Origin of the sequence: Vagococcus entomophilus (genome assembly GCF_003987595.1) — a bacterium.
Taxonomy (GTDB): domain Bacteria; phylum Bacillota; class Bacilli; order Lactobacillales; family Vagococcaceae; genus Vagococcus_E; species Vagococcus_E entomophilus.
Genome location: NZ_NGJZ01000001.1, coordinates 122,166 through 138,451 on the forward strand (window position 1 = coordinate 122,166; position 16,286 = coordinate 138,451).

Consider the following 16,286-nt stretch of genomic DNA (forward strand, 5'->3'; position numbering starts at 1 on the left):
AAAGTGATTAGTCCATATACGCTCTTGTTAATGGTAGTGTATTATGCTCTGGTTTTACAAGCAAATATTGCACAACATCGATATTAGAAGCTGCAAAAGAGGCGGCACAAGCTTGTAAATATAAATCCCACATTCGGACAAAACGTTCTCCGTATTGAGCTGTAATGGGTTCAATCTTATCTTTGAAATTTCGATCCCAAATCTCTAAAGTTCGTTGATAATGCAGGCGTAAACTTTCTAAATCTATCAGCTGTAATTTATTTTCTGTAATCCTCGAAACCAGTTCGGCTACACCAGGAACATAACCTCCCGGGAATATGTATTTATTGATCCAACCGTTTGTAGCACCACCTTGTTGGCGAGAAATTCCATGAATTAGAGCAGTACCCTCTTTGGTTAATAAATTTTCAATGACGTTGAAATATTCACCTAAGTTTTCAGAGCCAACATGTTCAAACATTCCAACGCTACTGATATGATCAAAGGTTACATTTTTTAGCTCACGATAATCGATCAGCTGAACTGAAAGACGGTCTTCTAAGTGTTCGTCTGCAATAAGTTTTTTGACGTGATGAAATTGTTCTTCGCTCAGTGTAATCCCTGTTGCACGAACACCATATTCTTTGGCGGCAGTATAAATCAATGTTCCCCAGCCACAGCCAATGTCTAGTAGTGTTTCTCCAGGTTTCATATTGAGCTTGTTTAAAATGTGATGAACTTTATTTTCCTGTGCTTGTTCTAAAGTATCATGATTTGTTTTGAAATAAGCACAAGAGTAGGTCATGGTTTTATCTAACCACATTTTGTAAAAATCATTTCCAATGTCATAATGAGAGTGAATATCTTCTTTGGATTTTTTTTCAGAGTGGGAAGTCTTGGGTAACCATTTCATAAAAGAAGAATTACGCATAAAGCTTTCGGCACTTCTATAAGCAGAGATGATGAGTGCTTCAATACTACCATCTACTTCAATTTTTTTATCCATATAAGCTTCACCGAGTGCGATAGAAGCATTTTTCATGATATCTTTTGTAGGGATTGCTTCATGAAAAATAATCGTATTTTGAGGCTCTCCCTCACCATATACTTCTTCTTTTCCATCCCAATAACGAACCCTCACTGGAATATCAAAAGAGTGACGAAGCATATTTTTGTAAAAAGTTTTCTCTAACATAGTTTCTCGCTCCTTTTTAAATAACAACAGTTCTATTTTAAACCTTCTTGTCAAATTTTAGAAATAGAAACACTCGGAAAGAAAAAATAAGGTATAATGTTGTTGAAGTCATTGATTTGGGTAAACAGAAAAGTTGCGAAAGTCCAAGAAACACACTAGACTAGGAATTAACAAAAATGATAGGATTGAAGTATATGTATCAAGTAATTGTGATGTACGGAGACGACGAACCATGGTGGTTTCTAGATGGTTGGAAAGAAGATATAAAGGAAACCCAAGCATTCTCAACTTTTGAAGCAGCTTTTGAAGTTTATCAGCAAAAAAAAAGCCAGTTTTGTAAAGAATTTCAAACGAACCGCGAAAAAGAAACTTTTCTTATGGCCTTTTGGAATGAAGGAGAAACACGTTTTTGCGAAGAATGCGATGATGATTTACAACAATACAAAGGACTCATGTTGTTGAAAGAGGGGAGTCCCCTTTCAATAGATGGAAAGGAAGAATATGAAACAACTTATAATAGCAGAAAAACCCAGTGTTGCAAGAGATCTAGCCAAGGTACTTGGAGCAACCAAAAAAACGAAAAGCTACATTGAAGGGGACAATGTGATTATCACCTGGGCACTTGGCCATTTACTAGGGCTCAAGATGCCAGAGGATTACCGCAAGGAGTGGGGCGAGTGGAAAATGGAGACGTTGCCCATGGTGCCAAAGAAAATTGGCATCAAACCGCTACCCAAAACAGGTTATCAGCTAAAAGCGATTTCACAGCTTTCTAAGCGAAAAGATGTCAGTGAAGCGGTGATTGCAACGGATGCAGGGCGTGAAGGCGAGCTTGTTGCGCGGTGGATTTTAGAGTATACACGCTTTAATAAGCCAGTCAAAAGACTGTGGATTTCTTCACAGACAAACAAAGCAATAAAAGAAGGGTTTCGTCAACTTAAACCAAGTAAACTTTACGATGATTTGTATGAATCAGCACTTGCTCGTGCAGAGGCTGATTGGTTAGTTGGCTTAAACGTTACACGTGCCTTAACCGTTAAATACGGGGATAGTCTGTCTGCTGGTCGTGTTCAAACGCCAACACTTTCAATGGTTCGCCAACAAGAAAAGAAAATAGAGCAATTTCGTCCCGAAAATTATTTTTCCGTAGATTTTGTCTATCAACATTTGTTGGGACGACTTCAATTAAAAAATCCCAAACAATGGAAAAAACGGGAAGAGGCAGAAGCGTATTTAAAAGAGCTGGCTAATGAAAAAGCCAAGGTATCTGACATTCATAACAAGCGAAAATCAGAACCAGCTCCACTTCCTTATGATTTGACCGAAATTCAGCGAGAAGCCAACCAACGCTATCAATTTTCTGCCAAAAGGACGTTATCGCTTGTACAAAGTCTATATGAAACGCATAAAATTGTGACCTATCCTAGGACAGATTCCAAATATTTAACGACAGATATGAAAGCAACGATGAAAGAGCGCTTGCAGGCACTGGCACCAAGCTATCCACAAGCAAAACAATATTTAAAAGAAGGCGCTCGCGTACAGGTGCAAAAAGTCTTTCAAGATGCTTGCGTGACCGATCATCACGCACTTATCCCGACCGAGCAAGCACCAAGATTTGAACGGTTAGATAACGATGAGCTCAAAATTTATCAAATGATTGTGGAGCGTTTTCTCGGGTTATTTGCCACACCTTATGTGACGAATCAACAAACAATTACTGTAACAGTTGGCACAGCTAAATTTGGCTTCAAACAATTGACAGTTGAGGAATTTGGCTGGAAAAAAGTAGATCCTAAAAAACAAGAAGTCAAACAGATTCAGTTTACAAATGGGGAAATTTTGCCAAAGCATTTTGAAATCAATAAAGAATTAACAACACCACCAAAACCACTCAGTGAATCCGGCTTACTTGGACAAATGGAGAAATTCAATCTAGGAACTCCTGCTACACGAGCAGAAATTATTGAAAAATTGATCAAGTCGGAACTAATGGAACGAAATACAGGGAGTCTAAGTGTGACGGCCAAAGGCAAACAACTATTGGAACTGGTGAATCCATCACTAATTTCACCAGATCTGACTGCTAAATGGGAGAATTCATTAGAAGAAATTGCTAAAGGAAAAAGAAAAGCATCTGGCTTTATCCAAGAGATTGAAGCAGACACGAAGCAATTAGTACAAGAAATCAAACGGAGCGAGAAGAAGTATCAAGATTTTTCTGTAACAAGCAAGAAATGCCCAGAATGTGGTCAAAACCTCAAAGAAAAAAATACAAGAGATGGGAAAATTTACGTATGTATCAATCCCGAGTGTCACTATAAACGACGGAAAGATCCCAAAATTTCCAACCACCGTTGTCCTCAATGCCACAAAAAGATGGAGATTCATGAGGGGAAAAATGGCGCTTATTTCAAATGTAAATTTTGTATGATATCCGAAAAAGTTCCGGATAAAAAAGAGCGTAAAGCAAAGCTCAACAAGCATGAAGAGCGAAAACTGCTAAAAAAATATAGTCAAGAAAAAGTGGAACCAGAAGAGAGTCCATTGGCTTTGGCGCTAAAAGCTGCGATGAACAAAGAAGACGAGTAATAGCAACTCAATGAATCAATCATAATAGAGCTTGATCAAAATGATATCATTTTGTATCAAGTTCTATTGTCTTTTTAACCATGAGCTTGATTTAAAGGGAAATGAACGCTAATTTATAGTATAATAGGGTAGAATGAAATGAGGTATGAAAAAGATGGCAAAAAAAGCAACACGAAAAAAGACAACAAAGAAAAAGAAGCAGCAAAAAAATAGACAAAATTATCTGATTATGGGACTAATTTTACTTTTATTTAGCTTGTTAGGCATTTTTAAACTAGGATTTTTAGGTGTCCTTGTAGCCAATGTTTTTCGGTTATTAGTTGGAGACACCTATCCGATTTTAGCCGGAATTGTTGCTGTGTATGGAGGATTCTTAGTACTGTTGGGTAAAGAACCAGAGCTAAAGCGTCCTAGGATAGTGGTTGGTATTGGATTCCTTTATTTAGGCGTGCTTCTTTTTTTACATGCTCATTTGTTCTCTGAAACAGTGGCAAATAATCATCACTTTATCTCCTTAACTTGGCAAAAGTTGTTTACAGATATTCGTACAAATGTAGTATCGCAATCTGTAGGCGGAGGGATGATAGGGGCAGCAATTTACACGTTGCTTCATTTTTTAGTCTCACAAATAGGTGTATATGTTGTTGGAACAAGCTTGGTGATTATTGGGGGATGTCTTCTTTCCAATGTAAGTAGTAATGAACTGATGGAAAAAATTCATTCTTTTCAAGTAAAGTTTCAAGAAAAATGGCATCTTCATCGTGAGAAGAGGCAAGAAAAACTTAAGCTAAAAGAAGAAAAACAAGAAATTGCTAAAAAACAAGCGGCAGAAAAGCATGCACAAGAGCAAGCACTAAAAGCACAAACAGAAGTGGAACAAGAATCCCCACAAGTAGCAGAAAATGTGATCGTTCAAGAAGAACTTCCTCTTAAAATTGATACTTATCAGAGTAAATACGAACAGCAGCAGGCTAAAAAGAGTCAATCAATGGAGGACAAGCACGAAGCATCCGAAGATAATGGAGAAGATCTAGAGTTTGAAATTCCTCAAGAATTGGAAGATATTGACTATCAGCTGCCAACTTCAGTGCTGCTCAATGAAATCCCCATGACCGATCAAAGTGAAGAATATCAGTCTATTGAGAAAAATGTAGGAGTTTTAGAACAAACCTTTAAAAGTTTTGGAGTGGATGCAAAAGTAGTCAGGGCAAGCCTTGGACCAGCCGTTACCAAATATGAAATCCAACCTGCTGTTGGTGTAAAAGTCAGTAAAGTTGTAAGTTTGACGGACGACCTAGCTTTGGCGCTAGCAGCAAAAGATATTCGGATGGAGGCTCCTATTCCTGGGAAATCCTTGATTGGGATTGAGGTTCCAAACAATACTGTTAGTACGGTTTCATTTAGAGATATCATTGAGGCACAGCCAAGCCATCCAGATCAACTACTAGAAGTACCACTTGGAAGAGATATCTCTGGTTCTGTCATTTCTGCTGATCTAACCAAAATGCCACATATGCTCATTGCTGGTTCAACGGGTAGTGGAAAGTCCGTCTGTATTAATGGGATTATTACGAGTATTTTGATGAGAGCAAAGCCAAATGAAGTGAAACTGATGATGATTGATCCAAAAATGGTAGAGTTAAATGTTTATAATGGTATTCCACATTTGTTAACACCAGTTGTGACCAATCCTAGAAAAGCCTCCCAAGCACTACACAAAGTTGTAGAAGAGATGGAAAAACGATATGAACTGTTTGCTGGAACAGGCGTTAGAAACATCACAGGTTACAATGAATTTGTAGCCAGACGAAACGCAGAAGAGGGTAGTAATCAACCGATTTTACCATTTATTGTCGTGGTAGTGGATGAGTTGGCTGATTTGATGATGGTTGCAAGTAATGAAGTGGAAGATGCTATTATACGTTTGGCTCAGATGGCGCGTGCTGCAGGGATTCATATGATTTTGGCAACGCAGCGTCCAAGTGTGGATGTTATTACTGGAATTATCAAAGCAAATGTTCCCTCAAGAATTGCTTTTGCCGTATCTAGTGGAACTGATTCAAGAACGATTATTGATTCTAATGGGGCTGAAAAGCTGCTTGGACGAGGGGATATGCTCTTTCTTCCAATGGGGCAAAACAAGCCGATTCGTGTACAAGGAGCCTTTATCTCCGATCAAGAGGTTGAGCGGATTGTGGCATCTGTGACCGAACAACAGGGGGCAGATTATCAAGAAAATATGATGCCTTCTGAGGAAGCAGAGGTTTCTTCAAGTGGGGAGGCTGAGGATGAATATTATCAAGAAGCATTAGAGATGGTTGTTGAAATGCAAACAGCGAGTATTTCCCTTTTACAAAGAAGATTCCGAATTGGGTATAACCGTGCAGCTCGTTTGATTGATGAGATGGAAATGCGTGGGGTTATTGGTCCTTCTGAGGGAAGTAAGCCCAGAAAAGTTTTACTTGATACACTTCCAAATGCTCAGATAGAAATGGAGCATCAGGTAGAGCCACCAGTTGAATAAATAAAAAGAGCCTGAAACCTAGCTTAAAAAGCTAGGTTTCAGACTCTTTTTGTTCGTTTTTACTCGTCATTTTGCAATAAAGAAATTTCTGAATAATTGACGCTTTGACGCAAACGATTTGCAAGAGATAATGAAATTTTCCCTTCTTCAAATAATTCTTGGATTGTTGTTCTTTCCGCATCTAAAGCTTTTAGATAAAACTTTTGAAGTTGTAGCTCGTACTCTTTTCTAGAATGAGTACTGATGTGTCGAATACGTTCTAATTGATTGCGATAATCGCTAAGTGATTGATTGATGATATTTAATTTTACTTTATACAATTTTGATTCAGAGGAGAGTTGTTTTTTGTAATTTTTGAGGGCGTCAATGGCCCCGACTGCACTCGCCTCACGCAAGATGAATAAAGATGAGTCTGCAATCTTAGAATCACTATTAACAAACCTCATTTTGAATAAGAAGTGGTTCAATTGTCTTTGAATAGAGAACTTGGCTTTCTTTAAATTTGGACGCAAGCCACCTGTTAATGCTTGCCGCTTAAACTCCCAAAAATTGAGATAGTACTTAGCGGTTTTTTCAGAGACTTGGTTATTTTCAATTGCTAGATTAATGCCAGTAAACTCTCCTTCATTTGCAATCAATTGAATTTCTTTTTCAAGTTGATGATATTTTTCGTTTTCTGTATTATGATCGTTTTCTTTGTACAAATGGCGCAAGCGAATATTAAACTCGTGCAGCAAATCAGAAAGAACGACCTTTTCTGCCTCATCTTTACTAGTTTGTAAGACCTTGATGGCACTTTGAATCATCAGCTTACGTGCCCGAATTTCTGTGATAGATTTTTCATCCTGAGTCGCATTCATTGGAAGATCAATTTTATCAGGCATATCTGTGTTCTCATATTGATCGTCACCGGTCAGCAATAAACGCTTTCTTTGCTTGGTCAAAATGGGCAATGAAACTGTTGCGACAAGTAAACTAATCAAAATGACACCACAGGCTAAAAAGACAATCAAAGGACGCTGTACAAATGGAAGACCATCAGGCATGCTGTAAGATACAGACATAATCGTTGCCATCGTAATTGCTCCACGAACGCCGGTTAAACCAGTTAAAAGCGCAGTGATAAAACGTGGTTTTGGCGTATTATGTTTTGCTCTTAAGTAGGTCATCCACAAGTAACTATAGGACCAAAGTACACGGATAATGAGTAAAATGAACCAAATAATCAACGTGTAAAGAATAAGACGACCATTTTTTATGGTAGGATTGACCAAAGTTTCACTCATAGCGAGTGGGAGTTCAATTCCTAAAATGACAAAAACTGCACCATTTAAAATATAAATAATCATGTCCCACATTTTATGCGTGACCATTCTTGCCTCAGAAAATTCTCCTCTAAAGATTGGAGCTTGATTAATAGATAGTACACCAGCGGTTACAACAGCAATAACCCCAGAAGCATGGGCGATTTCATCAGCAACAATAAAAATAACAAATGGTGCTAAAATACGAATCGTGGTATGCAAAATCACATCTTTGATTCCCTGTTGAACGAGGAAGATTCGAATATAATGAAAGACATTAATCAAGACAAATCCAATAATTGCGCCCACAAAAGACATATAAAGAAAATCTAAGGCTGCGTTTTTGAGTGAAAATTGACTGGTGAAAAAAGCAGCCATTGCATATTTAAAAGCAATCAAGCCACTCGCATCATTAATTAGACTTTCCCCACTAATGAGGCTGAGAATCTTTTTGGGAAGTTTTACTCGTTCCGCGATGCCATGTACAGCAACTGGATCAGTTGGGGATAATACTGCAGCAAGTGCGAGTGCAAGACTAAAAGGAATTTCACTGATTACTAGGTGAATGAAAAAACCACCTAGTATTGTAGTCAATAACACGAGTAAAATAGCATTTGCAAAAATAGGTGCTCGGAGTTCCCATAATTCATTTTTGGGAAATCTTTTCCCATCATTAAACAGTAATGGTGCAACAAACAATAACATAAACCAATCAGACTCTAAATCAATTTGAACTTTAAAAACCAATGCGACCACTAATCCAACTGAAATTTCAATTAAAGCAGTTGGAATCGCTACTAGATAGTGACTTAAGATATTGGAAAGAACAATCAGGATGATTAGAAGAATACTTGCTTCTAAAACATGCACAGACATCACCACCTATAGTTCATATTATAACAGAGTTCGTTTTATTCTCCTAAAAATAAAGCAATAAAAAACTCATTTTTTGAAAACTTCTTACAAATTTGTTAGTAGAATGTTACTCGAATAAATGGTGACGAGAGGATACGCTCGCTATAATAAGAATGAGTGAAAGATAAAAAAGGAGGATAAAAAATGTTAGAAATAAAAAACATAAAAAAGGTTTTTGGAGATAAAATACAATACGAGGCATTAAAAGGAATTGACTTGACGGTGCAAGATGGAGAATTTATTGGAATTATGGGACCATCTGGAAGTGGCAAGTCGACATTGTTAAACTTAATTGCCACGATTGATACGCCTACAGCGGGTACGATTCTACTAAACCAGCAAGATCCCAATCAATTGAGCCAAGAAAAGTTGGCTCAGTTCAGAAGAAGGGAACTTGGTTTTGTGTTCCAAGATTTCAATCTTATGCCGACACTTACAGTGGAAGAAAATATTGTCTTGCCCCTTACATTAGATGGAGAAAAAGTGAGTGTTATGAATCAAAAAATGCAACAATTAGCCCAGCGTTTAGGTATTGAGTCACTGCTGAAAAAAAGAATTGGTGAAATTTCTGGGGGACAAAAGCAACGAGTTGCTGTTGCAAGAGCGATGATTCATCAACCACAATTATTATTAGCCGATGAGCCCACAGGAAATTTAGATACAAAATCATCGGACGATGTGATGCATTTATTAAAACAACTCAACCAAGAAGAACATGCAACTATTTTGATGGTGACACATGACCCATTAGCGGCAAGTTTTTGTCAAAAAATCGTTTTTATTAAGGATGGAGAATTACTCAAAGAAATTCAAAACCCAGGCTCACAACAGCAATTTTATGACCAACTCTTAGGAGAACTTCGAACGATTGAAGGTGTCACAAATGAAATTTAATCAGTTTGTCATTCGTAATACTTTACGTAATCGCCATTTATATTTTGCTTATTTTTTGAGCACATTATTTTCCGTAATGGTTTTCTTTACGTTCAATGTTTTTGCCAATCATCCCAATATCTCAAGTGGACTAAAGGCTTCGGTTACGACTGGAATGAACGTTGCTTCTGTGATCATCTATGGTTTCTCTTTTTTCTTTGTCTTGTACTCAATGGATATCTTCCTACAGTCACGTAAAAAAGAATTTGGCCTTTTAATGATGCAGGGCATGTCGCCTAAGCAATTACGAGGAATGGTTTTCATTGAGAACTTAGTGATTGGCTGTATCTCAACGCTTTCTGGAACAATTTTAGGAATTGGCTTTGCGCAAATAATATTAGTGCTAAGTAAAAAAGTAATGCATGTCTCACTAGGCTTTTATTTTCCAGCACAAGCAATTATTATTACCCTGATTTCATTTTTAATCTTGTTTTTACTGATTTCGATTTTTATTCAATTTAAGTTGCCACGCTTACAACTACAAGAATTATTGAAGAGTCAAGAACTTGGAAAAGGAGAGTTAAAGCCTTCTTCAATTAAGTCAATCTTGGCGCTTATTTTAATCGGTAGTGGTTATGTTGTAGCACTTATTGTCCCTGGGGGCGCTGTTCCTTTAGTCATGCTACCTGTTGTCGCAGTGGTGATTTTGGGGAGCTACTTCCTATTTAATCAATTGAGTGTATGGACGGTTGAACGATTAAAGAAAAATAAGCAAAGATTTTGGAAAAAAACGAATATGCTAGTTTTTTCAGATTTAGCATTTCGAATGAAAGATAATGCACGAGCATTTTTCCTAGTTTCAGTTATTTCAACAGTCGCGTTTGCTTCAATAGGAAGTTTGTATAGCTTTCAACAAATTATAGTTAAAGAGGTAGATAAAATTCCGTATGATTTTTCTTATCAAGGAGACTCAACTAAAGCTAAAGCTTTCAGTAATAAGTTTACAAGATACTTAGATAAAAAAGGATACGAGAGTAATGAAACAAATGTGAGTTACATCGAGTCAAACTCAGTGTATATTATGAGTGAAAAAGACTACAATCAACTTGCGAAGAGCTTAAAGATGCAGTCCGTTCAGATTGGGAAAGATGCTTTAAGATTAACGTATGAGAATCAAACAACCGAGAAGCAAAAATCAGCAAATTCGCCCTTAACAGTTAGGAATCAAACATTTAGTGTTCAGGAAAAAATGGTCGAAAAAGCGATTCTATCTAGTTATTTTCCACTATACATTGTATCAAATCAGGATTTTGACGCCATTAAAACGGCCGAATCATTGAAAAAATTTGTAATGTGGCAAGCACCAAAAATTTCTTACGACCAAAAAGTGGCGTTGGGACAAAAGTTTGAAAAAGAAGCCAATTTGATTAGTAAAACCTATATGAGTCAACAAATTATCAGTTCATTTGCCCCTATTTTATTTGTCGGATTGTTCATTGGGATTGTCTTCTTTGTATCTGCCGGAAGCTTCTTATACTTTAGATTGTACAGTGATGTAGAGGTGGACATTCAAAAATTCAAGATGGTTTACAAAATTGGCTTGACAAAACAGGAGCTAAAGAAAATGGTGTATCAACAAGTAGGAATTCTCTTTTTTACGCCGATTATGCTTTCACTGTTGCATGGCGTAGTGGCGCTCAGCGCTATGTATCACATGTTTGACTTAGGTTTACAAGGAGCAGCTTTTGCGGTTCTAGGAACATTTCTTTTCATCCAAGTAGTTTACTATTTTGTTGCAAGATATTTTTATTTCAAAAAAGTCTATGCAGCAATCGTCTAATCAAAAGAGCTAGAAAGACCAAAGCGTTTTTCTAGCTCTTTTCTTTTTTATAAGGTTAGTTTGCAAAAAGGGAGAATATAAGCTATAGTGTTTCATGAAGATAGAAGAGAAATGAGGAAAATAGAGTGACAAAAGTATCCATTTATGGAAAAACGTTTACTGATTTGGTTACGTGGTTTGAAGAGCAAGGAGATAAAAAATTTCGAGCAACCCAAGTGTGGGACTGGCTTTATCGCAAACGGGTTAAAACATTTCAAGAAATGACCAATCTTGCTAAGCCAACCATTGAAAAATTGGAAGAACATTTTGAGATGAGTCCTCTTAAACAAGTAGTCGTACAAGAGTCAAATGATGGAACAATCAAGTATTTATTTGAACTTTCCGATAAAAATATGATTGAAACTGTATTAATGCGTCAAGAGTATGGCTTATCAGTTTGTGTAACGACCCAAGTAGGTTGCAATATTGGGTGTACATTTTGTGCAAGTGGTTTATTGACCAAACAAAGAGATCTAACGGCAGGTGAAATTGTTGCGCAAATTATGCAAGTTCAGTATTACTTGGACGAACAAGCAAACGGAGAACGTGTTAGTCACGTGGTTGTGATGGGGATTGGAGAACCATTTGATAATTATGACCATGTAATCAAATTCTTAAATGTCATTAATGATGACAAAGGACTTGCGATTGGGGCAAGACATATCACCGTTTCAACAAGCGGCCTAGTACCAAAAATCAAAGAGTTTGCGGACAATGGTTTGCAAGTTAATCTGGCGATTTCTTTGCATGCACCAAACAATGAAGTCAGAACGTCGATCATGCGAATTAACCGTCGTTTCCCCATTGAACAACTGATGGATGCAGTGGATGAATATATTGCCAAAACCAATCGTCGAATTACCTTTGAGTATATTATGCTAGCAGGTGTCAATGATCGCAAAGAGCATGCCCAAGAACTAGCAGACTTACTTAAGAATAAACGTAAGCTAACCTATGTGAACTTGATTCCGTACAACCCGGTTACTGAACATGACCAATACAGCCGTAGTAAAAAGGAAGATGTTTTAGCTTTTTATGATGTGTTGAAAAAAAATGGTGTGAATTGCGTGATACGTAGAGAGCATGGAACCGATATTGATGCGGCTTGTGGTCAACTTAGAAGCAAGCAATTGAAAAAGAAAAAAACGAGAGCATAAAGGAAACAACTCGCTAGAAAGCTTTAATAGGTAGCAAGAAAACTTTATGAAAAGACTAAGTGCAGCTTGAATTAAACAAGTTGCATCTAGTCTTTTTGATTGGTTGAAAGCAAATCATGCAGTTTTTATTTAAAAGAAAAACAGACAGCAAACAAGCAACAATAGGTAAGACAATAGAAACTTGTTGCTAACTCTCGCTTTGAATTGAAATATAGCGCTTATCTATGTTGTTTAAGAAAAAGAATAGAGGAAAAAAGTTGAAGAAAAAGACAATCAGTACCATCGTGAGCATGATAATCATTTTGGGAGGTTATGCCTATCAAAAGGGTTATCTAGGTTCCACAAATGAAGTACATACTTCACAAACAAAGGTAGAAACACTTGCAACGAGTCAAACACACACTAGTAGTGAAACTAGTGAATCAAATGAAGTTACTTCTAACAGTGAAACTAGTGAATCAAATGAAGTTGCTTCTAATATTGACACTAACGAATACAAAGAAATCGCTGCTAAAAATTTCACTTCTGGCAGCCTTGCGTATGAAACCATTAATCAGAATAAATCTACATTGAATGCGAATGATTGGCAACAAGAAAAAATTGAATACGGAAACTTAGATCAGTTGAATCGAACAACTGAGGTTACAGCTTATCTATCGAAAAAGAATCTAGGCAAATCAGAAACCCGGTCGGAACAAATCTTTAAACCGACAGGCTGGCATAATCAACCGAGGATAGTTGCTGGAAATCGGATATTCCCTCAAAACAGAGGCCATTTGATTGCCTACACGCTATCTTTTAATATTGATAGTAATGGGAACTATCGCCAAGGAGAATTAGGAAGCTTGGACAATCCCAAAAATCTTGCGACACAATCGGAGTTTAGTAATCAAAAAACAATGCAGGTTTTTGAAGGGAAAGTCAGAAATGCTCTTTCTCAAGGAAAAAATGTCATTTATAAAGTGACCACTGTATTTCGTGATAATGAGCTAATGTGTCGGGGGTATTGGGCCCAAGCAGTTTCGACTGATGGAACGTTAAACTTTAATGTGTACATATGGAATGTTGAGCCAGGTATTTCGTTTGATTATGCCACAGGAATGAGCAAGGTAGATGACACGATAAACGTTCAAAATGTGTATGTTGGTAGAGAGTATAATAAAACCTACAAAAGTTATAAGAAATGATGAAAACTATAGCATAATCACGCAGAAGAGCTTGGGGACAGACGTGTTTGATTTCTTCTTACTTCCAAAAGAGTTGCTTACGCTCTCACTATCTATTCGGGTACTAAAAGACTGAAACAGAAATCAAAGGTCATATCTCAGGCACATCAATACGTTAGACAGTCATAAATTTGAAACGTATTTATAAAAAAAGCATCAACGGAAAAAAATCGCAAAAGCTATCAGCAAGCAAACGATAGCTAGAGAGTTTCTTTCACCTAATAGATGGCGAAAGGCGATTGGAATGATAGAAATACGCTTGAGCTACGAGTGAGCAAAATTTTATTATGTCGGGATGCTCTTTCGTACTTTATACTAAAAATAATCGCTAGTTATTTAGTTCATAAAATAACTAGTGATTATTTTTTTAATTATGAATGAGATACTTCTAAAGCCTCATTACCATGGCTATGAAACATACCACTACTCCTATAATAGTTACAATAAATACGAGCACGATAAAATTTTTGTCAAAGAAAAATTTTATCGTGCTTGTACACGGCTAAAAGATAATTTCAACATAAGCAAACTTGTTTGCTAGCAATTGTTTTCTAACAGAAAAAGTATAAACTAATTATAGTATCGAGCGTAGCTTAGCTTAGCTATTTTGTTTTTTGAAAATTGAACAAACAAAGTAGGCTTAGTGGTACCATCGAGCAAAGACCAAAGAGCGCGCCTACTTCGTAAAGTTGTTTTGTTAGCCAGTACTGACCACCTAAGTCAAATACTTTTTGTAATATAGATGTATTTAGTGCTCTAATTATAATTAATACAAGCCATGAATTGTAGATAATAATCAACTGAACCCAGTAGTTCCCTGTCTTAACAATGTCGGTAATTTCATCTTTTTGAAAGTAGTAAGTATAAATTGCAAACGAAAAAAAGATAGAAAACACACATAGGAACCAACCTAAATAGTTTGAAAACGGAACGCCAAAATAAGCACCCCCATTTTCCCAACGCCAGGCATGACTGATGGTAGAGCTCCAAGGATCAATTACAATATCCCATAAAATCATAAGGAAGCTAGCGATTATCGGTTGAATAAAAATCAATGTTCCTTTCAACTTGTTTGAGTAGGAACCCAACAGTGCTGAGCTTAGATTCCATGTTATATAGGCCATTTGAAAGTATGCGACATTAATAAAAATAGGGGTATAGATTAGTTTTGGTCCTAAGCTTGAAGTATAATAGTAATTTCCAAATGGAAAACCAGTTGCAATACTCATATTTTCATACAAATTTCCGAAAACAAATGCTAAGCAAAGAAAAATAATGATACTCTTCCATGAATATCTTTTTGCTCCTTGGATGAAAACATAGATAACTGACAATAACGTAAGAATTGCGGCACCTTTGTTTTCAAAGAAACCAGCACTACTTATTCCGGTTATAACTGCAAGAAATAATATCGCGAATGTTAGTAACCATTGTGGGGTAAGATAAGATTTTATTTTAGATGTAGTCAATTTTGTATCCTTTCCTTTCAGTTGTGATAGAATAATGTGAAGTGGTACAAATGTAACACGACAACTAGATCATATAGTTGTTGCACGTGCAAGTCAATAAAATGTGAATATAAAGTGACAAATGGAAAGGAAATGTCGCAGTTTATGAAAAATATTAATAAAATCAGACCTCAAGTTCGTAGGACCTATGAGTGGATATTTGAAGCTTTTTTAATTCTAATACAAGAAAAAGAGCCCGAAAGAATTACTGTTTGTGAAATTACAAAAAAAGCTGGCGTGGCCAGGCAAACCTTTTATCGTAACTATACGAACAAAAATGATATTATCCAAAAATACATCGACTTGATTTTTTTGGATTTTGTACAAAGTATTGAGGATAGACATACTTGTAAAGATATTTGTTTATGTTATTTTGAAACATTGTACCAACATAAACATAGTTTAATTTCATTAATCAAGTATTACGATGCAGAGATAATTTTAAAAACTTTTAGTAGATATATTGATGTTTTTATTCGTATTTTAAGTCAGGATGAAAGCAAAATAAAGAAAAATAGCAATCCACAATATCAAATTATGTATCAAGTTGGGGGAACCATTTTTATTACATCAGAATGGATCCAAAAAGGCATGCAGTCGTCGGTGAAGGATATGGCCAATCTCGTTAAAAGGACTAGTTCTTCCAATTATTTTTTTAATAAATAAAATGCTTTGAGAAAGCCGAAACGAAGGAAACCGTTTCAGCTTTTTTTCTATGCGAAATTGTTCAACGTCAATATTGGATATTTAATATTTTGTATACTATATTTTTACTGCATTTCTTATGACACAATCTGTATTTACTTCGTAGATAAAATTTTTTGTCTTTTTTTTAAGTTATTTTTATTTTTTTTGAAAAGATGATTTATAAAAATAAAATATGATAAATAAAATAATATATTGAATATAAATTAAAAAATGATATAATTAACGGGAACTCAAGTTGCGTAAAAAACTATTTTAACAAGGGTGAAGCACCGCTTCACCCTAAAATTCTAGAGATAGTTGATGAGAATATAAAAAACAATAGTGCTGATATCTCAACAATAACTAAGAGTCCCCTAATAAAATAAACTATGTACTAAAATTATAGCAACATTATGATATTTACTAGATTTCAAGCTGTATACTGAA

The 16,286-nt window shown here is 36.1% G+C and carries 11 protein-coding genes; 8 read left to right on the forward strand and 3 right to left on the reverse strand.

Annotated elements, in window-relative coordinates; all coding sequences use genetic code 11:
* Positions 1–7: 7 nt before the first annotated feature.
* Complete coding sequence (locus CBF30_RS00580) at positions 8–1,174, reverse strand: SAM-dependent methyltransferase (RefSeq protein WP_126821710.1); 1,167 nt, start codon at positions 1,172–1,174, stop codon at positions 8–10.
* A 194-nt stretch (positions 1,175–1,368) separates the two neighbouring features.
* Between CBF30_RS00580 and CBF30_RS00585 the strand changes: the two genes are divergently transcribed.
* From CBF30_RS00585 to CBF30_RS00595, 3 genes are all read left to right on the forward strand, one after another.
* Positions 1,369–1,767: a DUF1033 family protein gene (locus tag CBF30_RS00585; RefSeq protein ID WP_126823700.1), complete on the forward strand. Its 399-nt coding sequence runs from the start codon at positions 1,369–1,371 to the stop codon at positions 1,765–1,767.
* Positions 1,676–3,766, forward strand: coding sequence for a DNA topoisomerase 3 (locus CBF30_RS00590; RefSeq protein ID WP_126821712.1), 2,091 nt, complete (start codon positions 1,676–1,678; stop codon positions 3,764–3,766). The genes CBF30_RS00585 and CBF30_RS00590 overlap by 92 nt, the downstream gene beginning before the upstream one ends.
* Before the next feature lie 145 nt (positions 3,767–3,911).
* A complete protein-coding gene (locus CBF30_RS00595; RefSeq protein WP_425469868.1) occupies positions 3,912–6,290 on the forward strand; it encodes a DNA translocase FtsK in 2,379 nt (792 codons plus the stop codon).
* A gap of 59 nt (positions 6,291–6,349) precedes the next feature.
* Here CBF30_RS00595 and CBF30_RS00600 read toward each other — a convergent pair whose 3' ends face one another.
* Positions 6,350–8,464, reverse strand: coding sequence for a cation:proton antiporter (locus CBF30_RS00600; RefSeq protein WP_170168896.1), 2,115 nt, complete (start codon positions 8,462–8,464; stop codon positions 6,350–6,352).
* A gap of 189 nt (positions 8,465–8,653) precedes the next feature.
* On the opposite strand from CBF30_RS00600, the gene CBF30_RS00605 reads away from it, so the two are divergent.
* The 4 genes from CBF30_RS00605 (at position 8,654) to CBF30_RS00620 (ending at position 13,605) form a co-directional block, all read left to right on the forward strand.
* Positions 8,654–9,403: an ABC transporter ATP-binding protein gene (locus CBF30_RS00605; RefSeq protein WP_126821719.1), complete on the forward strand. Its 750-nt coding sequence runs from the start codon at positions 8,654–8,656 to the stop codon at positions 9,401–9,403.
* Positions 9,393–11,222: an FtsX-like permease family protein gene (locus CBF30_RS00610; protein WP_126821721.1), complete on the forward strand. Its 1,830-nt coding sequence runs from the start codon at positions 9,393–9,395 to the stop codon at positions 11,220–11,222. Before CBF30_RS00605 ends, CBF30_RS00610 begins: the two co-directional genes overlap by 11 nt.
* Positions 11,223–11,347: 125 nt before the next feature.
* Positions 11,348–12,418 carry a dual-specificity RNA methyltransferase RlmN gene (rlmN, locus tag CBF30_RS00615; RefSeq protein WP_126821723.1) on the forward strand — a complete coding sequence of 357 codons (1,071 nt, stop codon included), beginning with the start codon at positions 11,348–11,350 and terminating at the stop codon, positions 12,416–12,418.
* 257 nt (positions 12,419–12,675) lie between these two features.
* A complete protein-coding gene (locus CBF30_RS00620) occupies positions 12,676–13,605 on the forward strand; it encodes a DNA/RNA non-specific endonuclease (RefSeq protein WP_245974981.1) in 930 nt (309 codons plus the stop codon).
* Between the two features lie 641 nt (positions 13,606–14,246).
* Here CBF30_RS00620 and CBF30_RS00625 read toward each other — a convergent pair.
* Positions 14,247–15,113 carry a carotenoid biosynthesis protein gene (locus tag CBF30_RS00625; RefSeq protein WP_170168897.1) on the reverse strand — a complete coding sequence of 289 codons (867 nt, stop codon included), beginning with the start codon at positions 15,111–15,113 and terminating at the stop codon, positions 14,247–14,249.
* A gap of 114 nt (positions 15,114–15,227) precedes the next feature.
* On the opposite strand from CBF30_RS00625, the gene CBF30_RS00630 reads away from it, so the two are divergent.
* Entirely contained in the window at positions 15,228–15,818 is a 591-nt protein-coding gene (locus CBF30_RS00630; protein WP_126821727.1) for a TetR/AcrR family transcriptional regulator, read from the forward strand.
* Positions 15,819–16,286 lie beyond the last annotated feature (468 nt).

Coding starts and splice junctions, on each gene's coding strand:
- CBF30_RS00605 (WP_126821719.1), top strand. CDS start 8,654: ATGTTAGAAATAAAAAACATAAAAAAGGTTTTTGGAGATAAAATACAA.
- CBF30_RS00580 (WP_126821710.1), bottom strand. CDS start 1,174: ATGTTAGAGAAAACTTTTTACAAAAATATGCTTCGTCACTCTTTTGAT.
- CBF30_RS00610 (WP_126821721.1), top strand. CDS start 9,393: ATGAAATTTAATCAGTTTGTCATTCGTAATACTTTACGTAATCGCCAT.
- CBF30_RS00590 (WP_126821712.1), top strand. CDS start 1,676: ATGAAACAACTTATAATAGCAGAAAAACCCAGTGTTGCAAGAGATCTA.
- CBF30_RS00585 (WP_126823700.1), top strand. CDS start 1,369: ATGTATCAAGTAATTGTGATGTACGGAGACGACGAACCATGGTGGTTT.
- CBF30_RS00595 (WP_425469868.1), top strand. CDS start 3,912: ATGAAAAAGATGGCAAAAAAAGCAACACGAAAAAAGACAACAAAGAAA.